Origin of the sequence: Yinghuangia sp. YIM S09857, assembly GCF_051388915.1 — a bacterium.
GTDB lineage: Bacteria > Actinomycetota > Actinomycetes > Streptomycetales > Streptomycetaceae > Yinghuangia.
This window is the reverse complement of sequence record NZ_JBPKBH010000003.1, coordinates 221,859-238,244: the sequence shown is the minus strand read 5'-3', so window position 1 is coordinate 238,244 and position 16,386 is coordinate 221,859. Positions and strand designations below refer to the sequence as shown.

At 72.0% G+C, this 16,386-nt stretch carries 16 protein-coding genes and 1 pseudogene; 10 read left to right on the top strand and 7 right to left on the bottom strand.

What is annotated here, in order from left to right:
• Positions 1-187: 187 nt before the first annotated feature.
• Positions 188-1,891, bottom strand: coding sequence for an N-acyl-D-amino-acid deacylase family protein (locus ACRX5S_RS07020; RefSeq protein WP_436771898.1), 1,704 nt, complete (start codon positions 1,889-1,891; stop codon positions 188-190).
• Between the two features lie 120 nt (positions 1,892-2,011).
• Here ACRX5S_RS07020 and ACRX5S_RS07015 point away from each other — a divergent pair, with 120 nt between their 5' ends.
• The gene (locus ACRX5S_RS07015) at positions 2,012-2,647 is read left to right on the top strand and encodes a TetR/AcrR family transcriptional regulator (protein WP_436771897.1); all 636 of its coding nucleotides are present in this window, start codon (positions 2,012-2,014) and stop codon (positions 2,645-2,647) included.
• Between the two features lie 274 nt (positions 2,648-2,921).
• Here the strand turns inward: ACRX5S_RS07015 and eda are convergent, their stop codons facing one another.
• The 3 genes from eda to edd are packed head-to-tail and all read right to left on the bottom strand — an operon-like array spanning position 2,922 to position 6,501.
• A complete protein-coding gene (eda, locus tag ACRX5S_RS07010; protein ID WP_436771896.1) occupies positions 2,922-3,581 on the bottom strand; it encodes a bifunctional 4-hydroxy-2-oxoglutarate aldolase/2-dehydro-3-deoxy-phosphogluconate aldolase in 660 nt (219 codons plus the stop codon).
• Complete coding sequence (gene glk / locus ACRX5S_RS07005; RefSeq protein WP_436771895.1) at positions 3,578-4,600, bottom strand: glucokinase; 1,023 nt, start codon at positions 4,598-4,600, stop codon at positions 3,578-3,580. Before glk ends, eda begins: the two co-directional genes overlap by 4 nt.
• The gene (gene edd, locus ACRX5S_RS07000) at positions 4,597-6,501 is read right to left on the bottom strand and encodes a phosphogluconate dehydratase (protein WP_436771894.1); all 1,905 of its coding nucleotides are present in this window, start codon (positions 6,499-6,501) and stop codon (positions 4,597-4,599) included. The genes glk and edd overlap by 4 nt, the downstream gene beginning before the upstream one ends.
• A gap of 144 nt (positions 6,502-6,645) precedes the next feature.
• Between edd and ACRX5S_RS06995 the strand changes: the two genes are divergently transcribed.
• The 5 genes from ACRX5S_RS06995 (at position 6,646) to ACRX5S_RS06975 (ending at position 10,940) form a co-directional block, all read left to right on the top strand.
• Entirely contained in the window at positions 6,646-7,866 is a 1,221-nt protein-coding gene (locus ACRX5S_RS06995; RefSeq protein ID WP_436771893.1) for an ROK family protein, read from the top strand.
• A gap of 354 nt (positions 7,867-8,220) precedes the next feature.
• The gene (locus ACRX5S_RS06990; protein WP_436771892.1) at positions 8,221-9,177 is read left to right on the top strand and encodes a pirin family protein; all 957 of its coding nucleotides are present in this window, start codon (positions 8,221-8,223) and stop codon (positions 9,175-9,177) included.
• A gap of 444 nt (positions 9,178-9,621) precedes the next feature.
• Positions 9,622-9,903, top strand: a complete 282-nt coding sequence (locus tag ACRX5S_RS06985; RefSeq protein ID WP_436771891.1) for a hypothetical protein — start codon at positions 9,622-9,624, stop codon at positions 9,901-9,903.
• The gene (locus ACRX5S_RS06980; RefSeq protein WP_436771890.1) at positions 9,900-10,565 is read left to right on the top strand and encodes a hypothetical protein; all 666 of its coding nucleotides are present in this window, start codon (positions 9,900-9,902) and stop codon (positions 10,563-10,565) included. Before ACRX5S_RS06985 ends, ACRX5S_RS06980 begins: the two co-directional genes overlap by 4 nt.
• Before the next feature lie 111 nt (positions 10,566-10,676).
• Complete coding sequence (locus ACRX5S_RS06975) at positions 10,677-10,940, top strand: hypothetical protein (protein ID WP_358347006.1); 264 nt, start codon at positions 10,677-10,679, stop codon at positions 10,938-10,940.
• A gap of 20 nt (positions 10,941-10,960) precedes the next feature.
• Here the strand turns inward: ACRX5S_RS06975 and ACRX5S_RS06970 are convergent, their stop codons facing one another.
• Positions 10,961-11,410 (bottom strand): GNAT family N-acetyltransferase, encoded by a 450-nt coding sequence (locus ACRX5S_RS06970; RefSeq protein ID WP_436771889.1) that lies wholly within the window; start codon positions 11,408-11,410, stop codon positions 10,961-10,963.
• A 91-nt stretch (positions 11,411-11,501) separates the two neighbouring features.
• Between ACRX5S_RS06970 and ACRX5S_RS06965 the strand changes: the two genes are divergently transcribed.
• Entirely contained in the window at positions 11,502-12,317 is an 816-nt protein-coding gene (locus tag ACRX5S_RS06965) for an endonuclease/exonuclease/phosphatase family protein (RefSeq protein WP_436771888.1), read from the top strand.
• Positions 12,318-12,429: 112 nt separating this feature from the next.
• Here the strand turns inward: ACRX5S_RS06965 and ACRX5S_RS06960 are convergent.
• Positions 12,430-12,771: pseudogene (locus tag ACRX5S_RS06960) on the bottom strand (hypothetical protein); the annotation flags it as partial.
• Between the two features lie 229 nt (positions 12,772-13,000).
• Here ACRX5S_RS06960 and ACRX5S_RS06955 point away from each other — a divergent pair.
• Positions 13,001-13,507: a GtrA family protein gene (locus tag ACRX5S_RS06955; RefSeq protein WP_436771887.1), complete on the top strand. Its 507-nt coding sequence runs from the start codon at positions 13,001-13,003 to the stop codon at positions 13,505-13,507.
• Between the two features lie 20 nt (positions 13,508-13,527).
• On the opposite strand, the gene ACRX5S_RS06950 is transcribed toward ACRX5S_RS06955, so the two are convergent.
• On the bottom strand, positions 13,528-15,438 hold the full coding sequence (locus tag ACRX5S_RS06950) for a flavin-containing monooxygenase (protein ID WP_436771886.1): 1,911 nt from the start codon (positions 15,436-15,438) through the stop codon (positions 13,528-13,530).
• 342 nt (positions 15,439-15,780) lie between these two features.
• Here ACRX5S_RS06950 and ACRX5S_RS06945 point away from each other — a divergent pair, with 342 nt between their 5' ends.
• Entirely contained in the window at positions 15,781-15,981 is a 201-nt protein-coding gene (locus ACRX5S_RS06945) for a helix-turn-helix transcriptional regulator (protein ID WP_436771885.1), read from the top strand.
• Positions 15,962-16,363 (top strand): hypothetical protein, encoded by a 402-nt coding sequence (locus tag ACRX5S_RS06940; RefSeq protein ID WP_436771884.1) that lies wholly within the window; start codon positions 15,962-15,964, stop codon positions 16,361-16,363. Before ACRX5S_RS06945 ends, ACRX5S_RS06940 begins: the two co-directional genes overlap by 20 nt.
• The last annotated feature ends 23 nt before the right edge of the window (positions 16,364-16,386 follow it).

The following is a 16,386-nucleotide window of genomic DNA, read 5'->3' as shown; positions in this document are numbered from 1 at the left end:
CCCCCCCCCCCCCCCCCCCCCCCCCCCCCCCCCCCCCCCCCCCCCCCCCCCCCCCCCCCCCCCCCCCCCCCCCCCCCCCCCCCCCCCCCCCCCCCGCCGCGGTTGTGCGGAGACGCTTGTGCACAAAACGGCGGTGCGCAAACGGTTGGTATGTAAACGGCTGTGCGCAAACGGTGGTGACGCGGCGTCAGGCGCCGGTGCTCGCGCCGTGCCGGAGGAGGGCGCCGGAGTGCACGCCCAGTTCCTTGTCGTCCTCGACCGTCACCTGGCCGTTGACCAGGATGTAGCGGTAGCCGGTGGCGGAGATGACGGTGCGGAGTTGCTCGGCGGGCAGGTCGTGGCGGAACTCCGGGTCGCTGTACGCGAGGCGGTCGTAGTCGTACACGATGATGTCCGCCGCCGCGCCCTCGCGCAGGATGCCGCGGTCGGCGAACCCCGCGCAGTGCGCCGGGAGCGCGGAGAGGCGCCAGTGGGCGCGCTCCAGGCTGGTCCAGCCGTGCTTGCGGACGTACTCGACGATGTACTCGGTGCCGTACATGCCCGCGCTGAGCGTCTTCAGGTGCGCGCCGCCGTCGGACAGGCCGGGGATGAGGTACTCGTAGTCGACGAGTTCCTTGAGGCCTTCGAGCGACGCGTTGAACTGGCCCGTGTGCACCTCGGTGCGCAGGCCGTCCGCGACGGTGACGTCGCACAGGATGTCGATGGGGTCCTGCCCGGTGCGCTCGGCGATCTCCTTGAAGCGCAAGCCTTCGTACTGCTTGTACTCGTCGGTGAACGTCCTGTGCAGCCGCATGTCCGGGTACGCGTGGTACACGATCGGGTCGAACTCCTTGAGCTCCGCCCGAATCTGAGGGTCGTTCAGAAGCGCGATCTTCTCCTCGACGGTCTCGGCCTCGAACACGGTGGAGACCGGCGGGCGGACGCTGAGGCCGCCGTACAGCCAGCTGAACGGGACAGGCACGTCCGTCGTCATCGCCTGCCCGTAGATCGGCAGGCCCTTCTCCTGGCACTTCTTGAGCCACTCGATCTTGCGCCGGTAGAGGCCGCCGCTGCGCGTGTTGGCGATGAGGGCGTTCCAGATGAGCGGGCGGCCGCTGATCTCGACCAGGCTCTCGAACTCCTCCTCGGTTATGGAGGTGCCGGAGAGCTGCATGAAGCCGCGGCCGAGCCGGGCGAGGGCCTCGGCGACGGCTACGCGCGTCTCCGGCCACATCACGTCGGTGGGCATGGGCGTGCCGTCGAAGTCGCCTTGCATCAGCCGGTCTTCGGGGTGGCCGGGGCGCCCCAGACACTGCGCGGACCAGCCGCCGGCGCCGGCCTCCATGGCCTCGGTGAGGATGCGCGCGATCTCGGCGTTCTCCTCGGGCGTCGGCTTGTCGCCGGCCTTGGCGCGGTCCAGGCCGAGGACCCAGACGAGGAGGGGGTTGAGGGGCACGTAAGGCAGTACGTTCACGGCCTTGGGCGTGCGCTCCAGGCTGTCCAGGTACTCCGGGAACGAGACCCAGTCCCACGGCAGCCCCTGGCGCAGGGTCTCGGTGGGGATGTCCTCGACGGCGGTCATCGACAGCATCGCGCGCTCGCGCTCGTCGGGCCGCACGGGGGCGAAACCGAAGCCGCAGTTGCCGGTGACGACGGAGGTGACGCCGTGCCAGCCGGACGTCGTCACGTACGGGTCCCAGAAGACCTGCGCGTCGTAGTGGGTGTGCAGGTCGATGAATCCGGGGGCGACGATCAGGCCGGTCGCGTCGATGACGCGGGCGCCTTCCTCGGCGGGGATGCGGCCGATGCGGGCGATCCGGCCGCCGTTGACCGCGATGTCGCCGCGGAAGCGCGGGGCGCCGGAGCCGTCGACGACGATGCCGTTCTTGATCACGATCTCGTAGCTGGGCATGCCTGGGGACCTCCTCGTTTTAAAGAATGTGTTTAATACGAGGAGCCGACGAGGTCAAGGCACACGGCCGCACGACATCGCGGTGCCGGACGCCCGGAACCGCGTCGCTATCCTCCGGACATGCCACGCGATTCCGGACCGACGCGCCGGTTGCTGATCGACGCCGCCGAGCTGCTCTTCGTCGAGAAGGGGCTCGACGTGCCGCTGGGCGAGATCACCCGGGCCGCGGGGCAGCGCAACACCGGCGCCGTGCACTACCACTTCGGCGGGCGCGACGGCCTGCTGCGGGCGATCCTCGACCGCCACGTCCCGGTCATCGCGGCGCGCCGGGCCGAGCTGCTGGACGAGGCCGGACGTACCCCCCTCGACCCGTCCGGCTACGCGCGCGCCCTCGTGCTCCCCATCACCGAACTCCTGTACGGCGCCCCGGCGGACCGCGCCTACCTCCAGATCTCGGTACGCCTCGTCGGCGACCCCACCTCGGCGGTCGCCCCGTACCTCGGCGGCGACGACGTCCTCGCCGTCGTGGACACCGCGATCGCCGCCCTGCACCCGCCGTCACCCGACGCCTACCGCGAACGCGCCTTCCTGGCGGTGCAAATGGTCGGCCTCCTCTGCGCCCAACGCGCCGCCCGCGGCGAGGTCACCCCCCGCCCCGACGCCATCGTCCGCACCGGCGAACTCACCCGCGCCGAATTCGAATCCCACCTCACCACCATCATCACGGGCACCCTGGTCCCCCCTGAGCACCCCTGACCGACCAGGACCTGAGGCGCGGGGTTGTACCTCCAAAGCCTTCACCGAGGACACCGCAGACGCCGACGCGCACATGCCCCCCGTGCCGCCCAGCCCACAACTACCCCAAAAAACGGAGAGGCCCGCTCTCCTCGCCGAAGAGCGGGCCGATCGCGGTGTCGGTAGGCCGAACCCTCATACGGCCTACCAGGGGGAGTCGAACCCTCATACGACTCGTTCCGCGGTCCGTACCCCTGGCGCACCTCAGGGCAGAGCGCGCCAGGGGACGTTTTTGTCAGGCGGGGGTGCCTCCCGCCGTCTTGTCGCGCAGCCGGGAGGCTTCCCGGGCGAGCGCTTGCACTGTGGGCCAGTCGCGGGAGGCGACGGCGTCGGAGGGGAGCATCCAGGAGCCGCCCACGCATGCCACGTTCGGCAGGGCGAGGTAGGCCGGGGCGCTCGCGGGGGTGATGCCGCCGGTCGGGCAGAACCGTACGTCGGGCACCGGTGAGGCCAGTGACTTCAGGTACGGGGCGCCGCCCGAGGCTTCCGCCGGGAAGAACTTCATGTCGCGTACGCCCAGTTCGCGCAGGCGCAGGACCTCGGAGACCGTCGAGGTGCCCGGGAGGAAGTCGAGGCCGGTGTCGCGCAGCGCGGCGTACAGGGTCTCGGTGCAGCCCGGGGTGACGAGGAAGGTCGCGCCGGCGTCGGCCGCGGCCTTGGCCTGGTCCGGGGTGAGCACGGTGCCGGCGCCCACGCGCGCGCCCTCGACCTCGGCGGCGATGCGCTCGATGGCACCGAGGGCGGCGGGGGTGCGCAGCGTGACCTCGACGGCGGGGAGGCCGCCGGCGACGAGGGCGCGGGCCAGGGGGACCGCCGACTCGACGTCGTCGATGATGACGACGGGGATGACGGGGGCCAGGTCCAGCGGGCCGGGAGCCGAGCCGGGGGAGGTCATACGGTCACCGCCTCTCGGACGTCGCTGTGCGCTTCGAGCCAGGCGCGGGCGCCCAGGAGCGCCGGGTAGGGCGCGGTCACCAGCACCGTCGAGATGCGGTGCAGGTACGCCGCCATCGTCGGGTTGGTCTCGAAGCCCTCGCGGAACTCGCTCTTGACCAGCAGCTCGGCGATCCGCGGGAGCACTCCGCCGGCCAGGAAGACGCCGCCGCGCGCGCCGAGCGTGAGGGCGACGCCGCCCGCGAAGGTGCCGAGCAGGCGGCAGAAGGCCTCGATGGTCGACGTGCACAGGTGGTCCGTGCCCGCCAACGCGCGGCTGGAGATGTCGGCGGGGGACAGCGCCTCGGCGTGCTCGCCCTGCGAGCGGGCGACGTACCGGTACAGGCGCGTGAGGCCGGGGCCGGACAGCACGTGTTCGGCGGTGACCATGCCGAGGCCGCCGCGTTCGCCGCGCAGTACGTCGATGGCCTCGGCGTCCTCGCCGTGCCCCGGACGCAGCAATACGTGGCCGCCCTCGCCGGGCAGCGGCACCCAGCCGCCGCCGGGGATCGGGACCAGGCCGGCGACACCGAGCCCGGTGCCGGGGCCGAGCACCGCCATCGGCAGCGACGTGTCGGGGCGGCGGTCGCCGATCACCAGCACGTCGTCTTCGCGCAGGTGCGGCAGCGACAGCGCCAGTGCCTCGAAGTCGTTGATCAGGGCCAGTTCCTCGACCCCGATGCGCGCGCGGGTCTCGGAGACGGAGAGCGACCAGGTGCCGTTGGTGAAGCGGAAGCGGTCGCCGGTGACGGGCCCCGCGACGGCGGCGCACATCGCGCTCGGGCGGCCGGTGACGCCGACCGCGGAGAGGTACTGCGCGACGGCCGATTCGAGGTCCGGGTGCTCGGCGGCGCGCAGCACGAGGATGCGTTCGGCGCGTCCGCCGGGGCGGGTGATGAGGCCGAAGCGGGCGTTGGTGCCGCCGATGTCGGCGACGAGCCAGGGGCGTTCGGCGGAGGGGGCGGGGACGTCGTACGTCATCGCGCACCTCCCGCCACGGCCGCGGCCACGTGGTGCAGCGGGCTGCCGAGCGTCCCGGCGCCGGTCTCGGCCGCGCCGACGCCCGCGCGCAGGGCGGCGAACAGCTCGCGCCCGGTGCCGACCCACTCGGCGTCCGACGGCGCGCCGCCGGTCGCCTCGCGGGCCGCGAACTCGTCCTCGGGGACGGCGAGGGCGAGCGAACCGGTGACCGCGTCCACGGTCATGACGTCCCCGTCGCGCACGCGGGCGAGCGGACCGCCCGCGGCGGCCTCGGGCGTGCAGTGGATCGCGGCCGGGATCTTGCCGGACGCGCCGGACAGCCGCCCGTCCGTGACCAGCGCGACCGCGTGGCCGCGGTCCTGGAGGACGCCGAGGGCCGGGATGAGCTTGTGCAGTTCGGGCATGCCGTTCGCGCGCGGGCCCTGGTAGCGCAGCACCGCGACCATGTCGCGGTCGAGTTCCCCGGCCTCGAACGCCGCCGTGAACTCGGCCTGTCCGTCGAACACGCGCGCGGGGGCGGTGACGGTGTGGTGGTCGGACGAGACCGCCGAGACCTTGATCACCGCGCGGCCGAGGTTGCCGTCGAGCATGCGGAGGCCGCCGTCGGGGGCGAAGGGGTCGTCGTACGCCCGCAGCACCTCGGTGTCGAGGCTCTTCTCCGGGCCGTCGCGCCAGGCGAGGCGGCCGTCGTCGAGGAACGGCTCCTGCCGGTAGCGGTCCAGGCCCGGCCCCGCGACGGTCTTGACGTCGCGGTGCAGCAGGCCGCCGTCCAGCAGCGTGCGGATGAGGAACGCGGTGCCGCCCGCGGCGTGGAAGTGGTTGATGTCCGCCGGACCGTTCGGGTACATGCGGGCCAGCAGCGGGACCGCGGTCGACAGCTCGGCGAAGTCGTCCCACGTGAGCTCGATGCCCGCCGCCGCGGCGATCGCGACGAGGTGCAGCGTGAGGTTCGTCGAACCGCCGGTCGCGAGCAGCGCGACGACGGCGTTGACGAGCGCCTTCTCGTCGATGATCTCGGCGATCGGCGTGTGGTCGCGCACCAGGGTCGCGGGGTCGCCGAGCGCGGTGGTCGCCGCGACGCGCGCACCGGCGGCGTCGGTCAGCGCGGCGCGCAGCGGCTGGTCGGGGTGCACGAAGCTGGCCCCCGGCAGATGCAGGCCCAGCACCTCCATGAGGAGCTGGTTGGTGTTCGCGGTCCCGTAGAAGGTGCAGGTGCCGATGCCGTGGTACGCCTTGGCCTCGGCGTCGAGCAGCTCCTCGCGGGTGGCCTTGCCCTCGGCGAAGCGCTGGCGTACGCGCGCCTTCTCCTTGTTGGGCAGGCCCGACGACATCGGCCCGGCCGGGACGAACACCGTCGGCAGGTGGCCGAAGGACAGCGCGCCGATGACCAGGCCCGGCACGATCTTGTCGCAGACGCCGAGCATGAGCGCGCCGTCGAACATGTCGTGCGCGAGGGCGACCGCGGCCGACATGGCCACGACGTCGCGGGAGAACAGGGAGAGCTCCATGCCCGCGCGGCCCTGCGTGATGCCGTCGCACATGGCGGGCACGCCGCCCGCGAACTGGGCGACGCCGCCGGCCGCGGCGACCGCGGCCTTGAGCTGTTCGGGGTAGTCGCGCAGCGGCTGGTGCGCGGAGAGCATGTCGTTGTACGCCGAGACGATCGCCACGTTGGGGCGGACCGGGCCCTGCGGGCCGCTGCCGCGCAGCGTCAGCTTCTCGTCGGCGGAGCAGGCGGCGAATCCGTGCGCGAAGTTGGCGCAGCCGAGCTGGGTTCGGGCGGGGCGCCGGGACGCGGCGGCGGCCACCCTCTCCAGGTACGCCGACCGCGCGGCGGCACTGCGGCGGGCTATGCGCTCCGTCACCGCGGCCACCGTCGGGTGGGTCGTCTGCTCGTTCACGATCTCGCTGCCCCTCAAGGAAACTTTCGAGGATCAAACTAGGGGTACTTTTGCCGCTTGGCAAGCAAAAGAATGACGCCCGGGCGTAGAAGAGATGAACTTCGGTCTTTGACCGGGGTAAAAGGGTCCTGGTTCACTGTCTGTATGGCCCGACGCGCGAACCCCCTGCCGCACAGCAGTGCGGGGGAAGTCCTCCAGCTTGTGCGGGACGGTGATGCCGAGACGCGGGCCGATGTCGCCCGTCTGACCGGACTGTCCCGTTCCGCCGTCGCCGCGCGCGTCGACGACCTCGTCGCGGCCGGGCTCCTCGCGGAGCGGGCGGACCGCGTGTCCACCGGTGGTCGGCCGCCGATGCGCCTCGAACTCAACGCGGCGGGCGGCCTCGTCCTGGCCGCGTCGCTGGGCAGCAGCCGCGGGCAGCTCGCGGTGTGCGACCTGACCGGCACCGTGCTGGCGATCCGCGAGACGGCGATGGCGGCGGGCAGCGGGCCCGAGGCGGTGCTGTCACGGCTCCCGGCGTGGTTCGACGCGCTGCTGGAGGAGGAGGGGTACGACCCGGACACCGTGCGCGGCATCGGCGTCGCCGTCCCCGGCACCGTGGAACAGGCCACCGGCCGGGCGGTCGGCCCGCCGAGCCTTCCGGGCTGGGACGGGGTCGCCATCGCCCCTGCGCTGCAACGCCGTTGGCCGGTTCCGGTGTACGTGGACAACGACGTGAACGTCATGGCGCTGGGCGAGTACCGGACGCGCGGCGACGCGGGCGACCTGGTGTTCGTCAAGGTCTCCACCGGAATCGGTGCGGGCATCGTCTCGGACGGCCGGGTCTACCGCGGGGCGCTCGGCGCGGCCGGGGAGATCGGGCACATTCCGGTCGCGGGCGGCAACGGCGTGCGGTGCTGGTGCGGCAACGTCGACTGCCTCGAAGTGCTGGCGAGCGGACGCCACCTCGTCGAGACCCTGGCCGCGCACGGCGCCTCGGTGTCCGGCGTACGCGACGTCGTCGCGCTTGCGGGCTCGGGCCACCCCGAAGCCGTACGCCTCGTCCGCGAGTCGGGCCGCCTCCTGGGCGAGGTCCTGGCGAGCGTCGTCAACGTGCTGAATCCCGCCGTCGTCGTCCTGGGCGGCGACCTCGCGGATGCGGGCGACCCCCTGCTGGCGGGCGTACGCGAAGTCGTCTACCGCCGCTCCACCGCGGTCGCGACCCGCGAACTCAAGATCGTCGCCAGCCGCCTCGGCGAACAGGCCGGCCTCGCCGGCTGCGGCTTCATGGCCCTAGACCGCATCCTCGCCCCCGAGTCGGTGGACGCCACCCTCGCCCGCCACGCCGCCGCCCGCGGCGCGGTGGACGACGCCGTCGCCGTCTGACCGATCGCAAGGAGCCGGACCCCGCGAACGCCGGGTTGAACCGCTGCGGGCTGCCCGCATTCCTGGGCGCCCGCGCGCACACCGCCACCACCCTGTGACGCCGCCTCCTCGGAGTGAAGCCGCCAGGAGCGGGTGGCCGGGAGTGAACGCGCACGGGGCGGGGCCGGGCGAGCCGGCTATGTCGGGTGTGGCAGATGCAGCAGATGCGATGGATGCGACAGACGCGGCTCGTGCGGCTTGTGCGCGGCGGCTGGGAAGTTGAAGGATCAACTAGCGGAATGTTGAGGGTTCAACTACTGTTGGGGATGGCAGACCCGGGACGAGGCCGGGGAGATCTAGACCTAGGAGGTCGTCATGCCCGCCGTGACGGTGGAGAACCCGTTGACGCTGCCGCGCCTGCACAAGCCCGCCGCCGGGAGCCGTGCGCGCAAGGTCGTGCAGGTGGCGACCGCGCCGAGTGGGCTCGAAGGGGAGGGCTTCCCGGTCCGCCGCGCGTTCGCGGGGGTGGACCATGCGCGCCTCGACCCGTTCATCATGATGGACCAGATGGGCGAGGTGGAGTACGCGCCGGGTGAGCCCAAGGGCACGCCGTGGCACCCGCACCGCGGCTTCGAGACGGTTACGTACCTCATCGACGGAACCTTCCGCCACCAGGACTCCGCGGGCGGCGGCGGGCTGATCACCGACGGCGACACGCAGTGGATGACCGCCGGGTCGGGGCTGCTGCACATCGAGGCGCCGCCGGAGGAACTGGTGGTGAGCGGCGGTCTGTTCCACGGCATCCAGTTGTGGGTCAACCTGCCGTCCGGGAAGAAGATGAGCGACCCGCGTTATCAGGACATCCGCTCCGGCCAGGTGAAGCTGCTGACGACCGAGGACGGCGGCGCGCTGGTGCGCCTCATCGCCGGGTCGGTGGCGGGCTTCGGCGGGCCCGGCGTGACGCATACCCCGATCACCCTGATCCACGCGTCGGTGAACCCGGGCGCGCGCCTCGAACTCCCGTGGCAGCCGGACTACAACGCCCTCGTCTACAGCCTCGCCGGCAACGGCACCGCCGGTGCCGAGCAGCGGCCGCTGCGCCGCGGGCAGACGGCGGTGTTCGGGGACGGCGACAGCATCGAGCTGCGCGCCGACGAGAAGCAGGACGGGAACACGCCCAACCTGGAGGTCGTGATCCTCGGCGGCCTGCCGATCCGGGAGGAAATCGCCTGGTACGGACCGTTCGTCATGAACACCCATGCCGAACTCGCCCAGGCGTTCGACGATTTCAGGTCCGGAAGGATGGGAAGCATCCCGGCGGAGAGGGCCTGACCCGAAGGGGTCGGACCAACTCCGGGGGAGCCGCCGCCAAGGCAGCCGTACTCGACGGGGCCGCGGGCAACTCGCCCGCGGCCCCGTCCGCGTGTCCGGGTCCATGAGCCGAGGGGAAAGTGTCCGGAAGAAGGTGTGTGCCTTGTCGTTTGGTCGACACATGTATCTGACGATCCGTCAGGTGCCTTAGGCTGTCCGGGTGGTGCGCTGCGGCGCACGGGCAGGTCACGGAGTGCGCCGGTATGTGCACCCCTTGACGCTGCCTGGCGGGCTGGCCACACTGAGCAAGGTCAACTGGAACATACCGGTTTGTGTGCAATATGCGTCCCATTCCACGGGGGGATGGGAGCGAGTGCCGAACTACCTACCGCGACAACCACCCGGGGGCGGAAGATGTCTCAGGTGAGGGACGAGTCGCGACACCGGGCGGGAGGCGGTGGCTGAATGGCCGACTCGCCGTGGCGGAAGACGATCCGCGAGAGCACCGTCAAAAACCGTGTGAGCACGGTCAACTGGGCCGCGAAGAGCATCATCCACTCGGAGTTGCTCACCGCCCTGATCCTCGGCGCCGCGTGTGTCGCCGCCGTGGTCCTGCACCTGCGCGGCAACGCGTCGAAGGGCGAGTGGGTCGGCATCGCCATAGCGCTGCCGTGGGTGCTCGCCGCCGTACGGCACCGCCGGATCTGCCGGCCCTGTCCGCACGGTGTGAAGGGCAGCGGGTCATGAGTTCCCCGGGGTCCGGGTCCCCGAAGCGGTCCGGGCGCCTCGGCCGACTGGGCCGCGGCCGTCCCAAGCCCGCGCCGGCCCCCGCGCCACCGCGCACCGGCTGGAAGCCCAAAGGTGTTCCGCAGAGCGGCGGTTCGGGAGGTGTCGGCGGTTCCGGAGGTGGTCGTCCGGCCTCCGACCGGCGGACCCCGCCCTCCCGCGGCGGCGGCGCGCGCACCACCGCGCGGCGTACCGGCCAGGGGGCGAACGGCCGGGCCCAGGACGGGCCGGACGCCAAGCAGGGCGCGAAGTCCAGCGAACGCAGGCGGCTGCCCCGGCAGTTGCTGCCCGGCGGAGCGTCCCGCAACGATGGTGCGGACGACGGCCAGAACACCGGCGGCCCCAGGCCGGACGTGCCCGCCGTACGCGGCGGCGGGTGGAATCCGGCCGGCTACACGGCCGTCGACTACTTCATGCTGATCCCCGGCTTCGCGGTCGCCTACTACGGCGGCCGACTGGTGCAGGAGTGCGCCGTCGAGGCGAGCGGCAGAGCGGCGTTCTTCCTGTGGCTGATGATCGGGTTCTGGATCACTGTCGCGACCGCGAAGTGGCCGACGTTCCGCGTCCTGCGGTGGTCCTGGGTCCTGGCGGGCGTCCTCGGCGCGGTCTGGACTCCCGGGTGAGCCAAGGGATATCGCGGACGCAGAATTCACCGTCCCACCAAGTACGCCGCCCCATCTGCCGGGGTAGGTCACCGCACACAGGGATCCACAGCGCTGGACCGGAGGGGAACCATGTTCACGCCACTCGCCGCCGTCGTCGCCGCACCCGAGGACACCACGCCGGTGGGTCAAGGGGTGACGATCGGCGTACCGATCATCATCATTTTCATCCTCTTCTACCTGGTCACCCACAAGGGTTACAAGATGGGCGGGCTCATCCTGGCCTTCGTGGCCGGTGTGATGCTCTCCGGCACCGCGGCGGCGGGCTCGCTGTCGCAGCTTGTGGAGTCCGTGGTCAACGCCGGGGTCAACGCGGTCACCGACGTCTTCCGCTGAGCACGTGCGCGCACCGGTGATCAACTGACGGACGGGCGGCGGGCGGCCTGGCCTCCGGGCCGCTCCAGGTACGTGCTGTCCGGCGCGGCGAAGCCGAACCGGGCGTACAGTCCGTGCGCGTCGTCGGTGTGCAGCATCCAGCGGAAGTCGCGGCCGTCGCCCTCCTCGACCATCACGCGCACCAACTCCTGTCCGAGCCCGTGCCCGCGCGCCTCCGGCAGCACGTAGACGTCCGCGAGGTACGCGAACGACACGCCGTCGGAGACCGCGCGTGCGAACCCGACCATGGCCCGGTCCGCGGTCCGGTACGCCCCCACGACACGCCACGACGCGTCCAACTGCTTGTCGAGATGTGGGCGTTCACGCCACTTGCCCCAATAGGCACCGGTGGACAGGAAGGCCCAGACGGCGTCCCTGTCGATCCGTGCCGGTGTGTCGTCGACCTCGTACTCCCCGCGGATGATCGGCATCCCCGGACCCTATGCGAACGCGGCGCGTCCGGCGGGAGTGCGGCGGCGATCGGTGTGAGGATCGTCGTCGACCGCCGAGAGGACTCCCGCCATGCCGTTCATCGGTCCCGCCGCGCCGGGCGGCCTGCACATCATGTCGCTCAACCTGCGCGGCCCCGAGGACCTGCCGCCGCACCGCTGGGCCGACCGGCGCCCGGCCGTCGAGCAACTGCTGCGCGACGAACAGCCCACGGTGCTCGGGACCCAGGAGGGCAGGTGGCACCACATCCGGGACCTCGGCGAGACGCTGCGGCCGACGTACGACTGGATCGGCCTCGGCCGCTCGGGCGGCAGCAAGTCCGAGTACACCGCGATCTTCTACGACTTCAAGCGTCTCGATGTGATCGAGTACGACCATCTCTGGCTGTCCACTGTTCCAAAACTGATCGGTTCCCGAACGTGGGGCAACATCCAGCATCCGCGCATGCTCACCTGGGCGGCGTTCCGCGACCGTACGTCCGACCGTGAATTCGCCGTCGTCAACACGCACTTCGACCACTTCTCGCCGCTCGCCCGGCTGCGCAGCGCGCACTTCGTGCGCAGGCTCACCACGCGCAGGCTGCACCGCGCCGGCAGGCCCGTGCTGGTGACCGGAGACTTCAACGCCGCCGCCCCCGGGGCACGGCCCTATCGGGTGCTCACCGGCGACGGGCTGTTCCGGGACGCCTGGACGACGGCCGGGGAGCGGCTGAGCGACGACGTGCGCACCTGGAACGGCTACACGGACCCGGTGCCGGGCCGCCGCATCGACTGGATCCTCGCGGACCGGCACTGGGACGTCGCCCGCGTCGGCGTGAACACCTTCCGGCACGACGGCCTGCACCCGTCCGACCACTGGCCGGTCCAGGCGGTCGTCAGTCTGCGGTGACGCCGGAAGCGGGGCCGGTGCCGTCCGCGCCGGTGCTGTCCGCGCCCGCGCTGTCCGTACCCGGGCTGTCCGCGCGGTTCGTGCCGACCGCGCGGTGCGTGCCGTCGCCGTGGAACTCGTGCACCACCTCGATGACCCCCACGATGTGGGTGTTGAACTCCGCCAACTCCTCAGCGGGCACCCACAGCTCAAGGATCGTCCGGCCGCCGGCCTGCCGGACCGGGTAGCGGCCGAGGAACGCCGAGTCGACCCGGAAGCGCGTGACGTAGCCCGATCCGCTCGCCGGGACGTTCCAGTCGCGGGCGATGCGGATCGCGTAGTCCTCGTTCAGCACCGGGTAGAAGATCGGCTGGTCCGGCAGCCTGGGCGGCCACGCACGCCAGTCGGACTCCGCGACGAGGGCCAGTTCGGCTGGGCCGGTCGGACGCCACAGGGTGGTCGTGGGGCGGGTCATCGCGTACTCCGGTCGTCGACGGACGAGGGGTGTCGGCCGCGGCGGCCGGGGACCTCCGGGAACACCCGTTGTTCTCATGATGAGAAGAAAGTGTCGCGCGCCCGACCTCCCCGCCGCGAACGGTTTTCGGCGGCTGCTGTCAGCACGCTGTCAGGGCCCCCGGGGTGCTGACAGAGGGGTGTCAGCGCACGGTACGCGCCCCGTCAGCGCCGTCCGAGAACGTCTTCCCATGACGAACGCATCCGCCGCCGCCAAGGCCGCCGCCACCGCCCGCGGCCCCGTCGCCGCCTTCATCCGCTTCGTCGTCTGCGGCGGGGGAGTCACCCTCGCCGCCAGTGGCCTCCTGGTCCTGATGACCGGCCTCATGCCGTTCTTCGCGGCCAATGCGGTGGTGACGGTCGTGTCCACCGTCGTCACCACCGAGCTCCACGCCCGCGTCACGTTCCGCAGCGCCGAGCGCGGCTGGGGCGTCCACCTCAAGTCGGCCGGGACGGTGGCGGTCGGTTTCCTGGTCACGACGGCCGCGATGGCGGTCCTGCACATGCTGGCCGCCACGCCGGGGATCCTGGTCGAGCAGGCGGTGTACCTGTCCGCCTGCGGCCTCGCCGGGATCGGGCGCTTCGTGGTGCTGCGCGTCGTGGTGTTCGCCGGGCGGAACGCCGTCGGGCCGACGCCGCGCGAAGCGGCGGTCATCGCCGCCGACCTGCCGCGCGCCTCGGTCGTGGTGGCCGCCTGACCGGTGTTGCCGTGCGTGGGTCAGGGCAGCAGCAGATGGGCGTCAGGGTCGGGCGTACGCAGCATGTGCCAGTAGTCGACGAGCCGCCACGGGCACGTCACCACCACACGCCCGCTGCTGTTGCGGTAGTAGCCGCGCACCGTCGGGTGGCTCCACACCAGCCCCTCCATCGCCGCGTCGACGGATCGGCTGTAAGCCTCGTGTGCCTCCGGGGTCGGCTCGATCGCCCGTGCGCCGCGCTCGCGCACCAGGTCGAGGCAGGCCAGGACATGGTGCAGTTGCACCTCGGAGATGAAGTTGTTGCCGGCACCGTGTCCAGGGCTGGAATTGGGGCCGGACATCACGAAGAAGTTGGGGAAGCCCGGCACGGTGACGCCGAGGTGCGCGCGCGGGTCCTCGTCCCCCCACACGTCCGCGAGGACGACGCCGTCGCGGCCGGTCACCGCGACGGAACGCAGCATCGGCAGCAGGTGGAACCCGGTGGCCAGCACCAGGACGTCCGCTTCGACGACGCTGCCGTCGGCGGTACGCACGCCTTCCGGCACGATCCGCTCGATCGGGTCCGTGCACAGCTCCACGTTGTCCCGCAGCAGCATGCGGTACCAGTCGACGTCCCGCAGGATGCGCTTGCCGAAGGGCGGGTACGCGGGCACCACCTTCGCGAACAGGTCCGGCCGGTCCGCCAGTTCCTCGCGGGCGTAGGCGATCATCACCTGCCGTAGGCGTTCGTTCGCCGCCGACACCGACACCTCGGGCGAGCCCCACTCCGGGTCGACCGCGACGTTGGCATAGTTGCCGTCCGACGCCATCCAGTACGTCATCGCGCGGAACCACTCGGTGTACGCCGGCACATGCCGCATCGCCCACAGCGCGCCGTCCGGCACCGCGAGGTCGGCGGCCCGGCGCGGCTGGATCCACGACGGCTGGCGCTGGAACACGGTCAGTTCGGCCACGTCACCGGCGATCGTGGGCGCCGTCTGCATCGCGCTGGCCCCGGTCCCGATGAGCGCGACGCGGCGCCCGGCGAGGTCCAGTTCCGGGTCCCACGCGGCCGTGTGCACCATGGTCCCGGCGAAGTCGCCGAGCCCGGGGATCTCCGGGTACATCGGATCCTGGAAGAAGCCGATCGCGCCGATCACCGCGTCGGCGGTCTCGACGGCGACCGTGCCGTCCGCGTGGCGTGTCGTCACCGTCCACTTGCGGGCGTCCTCGTCCCACGCGCACGCGAGCACCCGCGTCTCGAACGCGATGTGCTCGCGCACCCCGTACGCGTCGGCGCACTTGCGCAGGTAGTCGAGCACGATCGGGCCGGACGAGTAGAACGCGGGCCAGTCGGGGTTGACGGCGAACGAGTACGAGTAGAAGTGGCTGGGCGTGTCCACGCCGACGCCGGGATAGCGGTTGACCAGCCAGACCCCGCCCACGTCGGCGTGCCGCTCGTAGACGCGGTACGAGTGGCCCGCCTCGGCCAGCCGTACCGCCGCAGCGATCCCGGTCAGGCCGGCGCCGATCACCAGCACGTGCAGCCCGGTCGGCGTGGGCGGCTCCTCGCCCGGCGCGGCCTCCAGCGCGTCGAAGCCGCACTGGTCGCGCAGCACGGGCAGGAACTCCGGGCCGACGTCCTCGCGGGCGAACGCGGACACCATGGCGTGGAAGAGGTCGTCCGGCAGCGGCTTGCCGACCACGGCCGCGCCCCCGGTCAGGACGTCCGCGAGCCGTGCCGTCAGCGCCTCGACCAGATCGGGTACGTCGGCTCCGGGCTCGCACACCGCCGCGAACTCGCGCAGCGCCTCGGCGTCGTGCGTCGCGTGCACCAGCGACATGAGCAGCGCGCGCGGGTCCGCCCCGGCGAGCCGCGCCCGCACGGCCGCCGCGTCGAGTCCGGGCAGCGGCAGGTCGGCCGCGACGGTGCGGGGGTAGACGGTCGTCACAGGCGGCCTCCAGGAGGTGCGGACCCGAGAACATCTCGGAGAACTTCCCAATGGGAACATCCGGATCCTGGGGCCTGTGCCGTGCGAAGTAAAGAGGCACCGGCGAGGTCGCGAAATCGCCGCCACCTCGGCATGAGCCGGAACCCCGGCCGCAAGGCACGAGGAAGTGCCCGAACCTGCCGACTGATCGCCGCGGTGTGCCCGCATCTGATCAGGGCCCGCATCGACGGCGAGCACGCCGAGGACGACACCGCCCTCCCGGCCGCCCGCCTTCCCCGGGCGGCGGTTGGGTGGTGTAAAGCGTCCTTGACATGTCGAGGATGTAAAGCGTACTTTCCATGTGTGCGGAATGACGTCCGGCGGCTGCGGACCGCCCAGGAGCTCTCCCAACAGGCGCTCGGCGCCGCGCTGGGGGTCTCCCGGCAGACGGTGAACGCGATCGAGCAAGGCCGCTACGACCCCTCGCTGCCGCTGGCGATTCGTATCGCCCGGCACTTCGGGACAACGGTGGAGGAGGTCTTTCATGTCGACGACGACACGTAGTCCGGTGCACAGCCGGTGGTCCGTCCTGGCCACGGCCTGCCTCATCGGCGGCGCGATGTCGGTGGTCGCGGCGGTGAACGGCAGGGCGTTCCTGGCCGTCGCGATGCCGCTCATCGTGATCGGCTACGCCCTGGCCGTCACCGTCCTGGGGCGGCGCAGCGACATCGCCGCCCAGCTCGGCGGGCGCGAGGACGACGAGCGCCGCCGACTGATCAACCTCAAGGCGACCGCGGCCTCGGGAGGCGTGATGGTCATTGCGACCCTGGTCGGCTGCCTCGTCCAACTCGCCCGCGGCGACGTCGGCGGCCCGTTCACCTGGCTCGCAGCCGCGGGCGGTGTGTCCTACATGGCCGCCGCCGCGTATTACACGCGGCGCGGCTGACCCCGGAGACCTGCGGGCGGCGG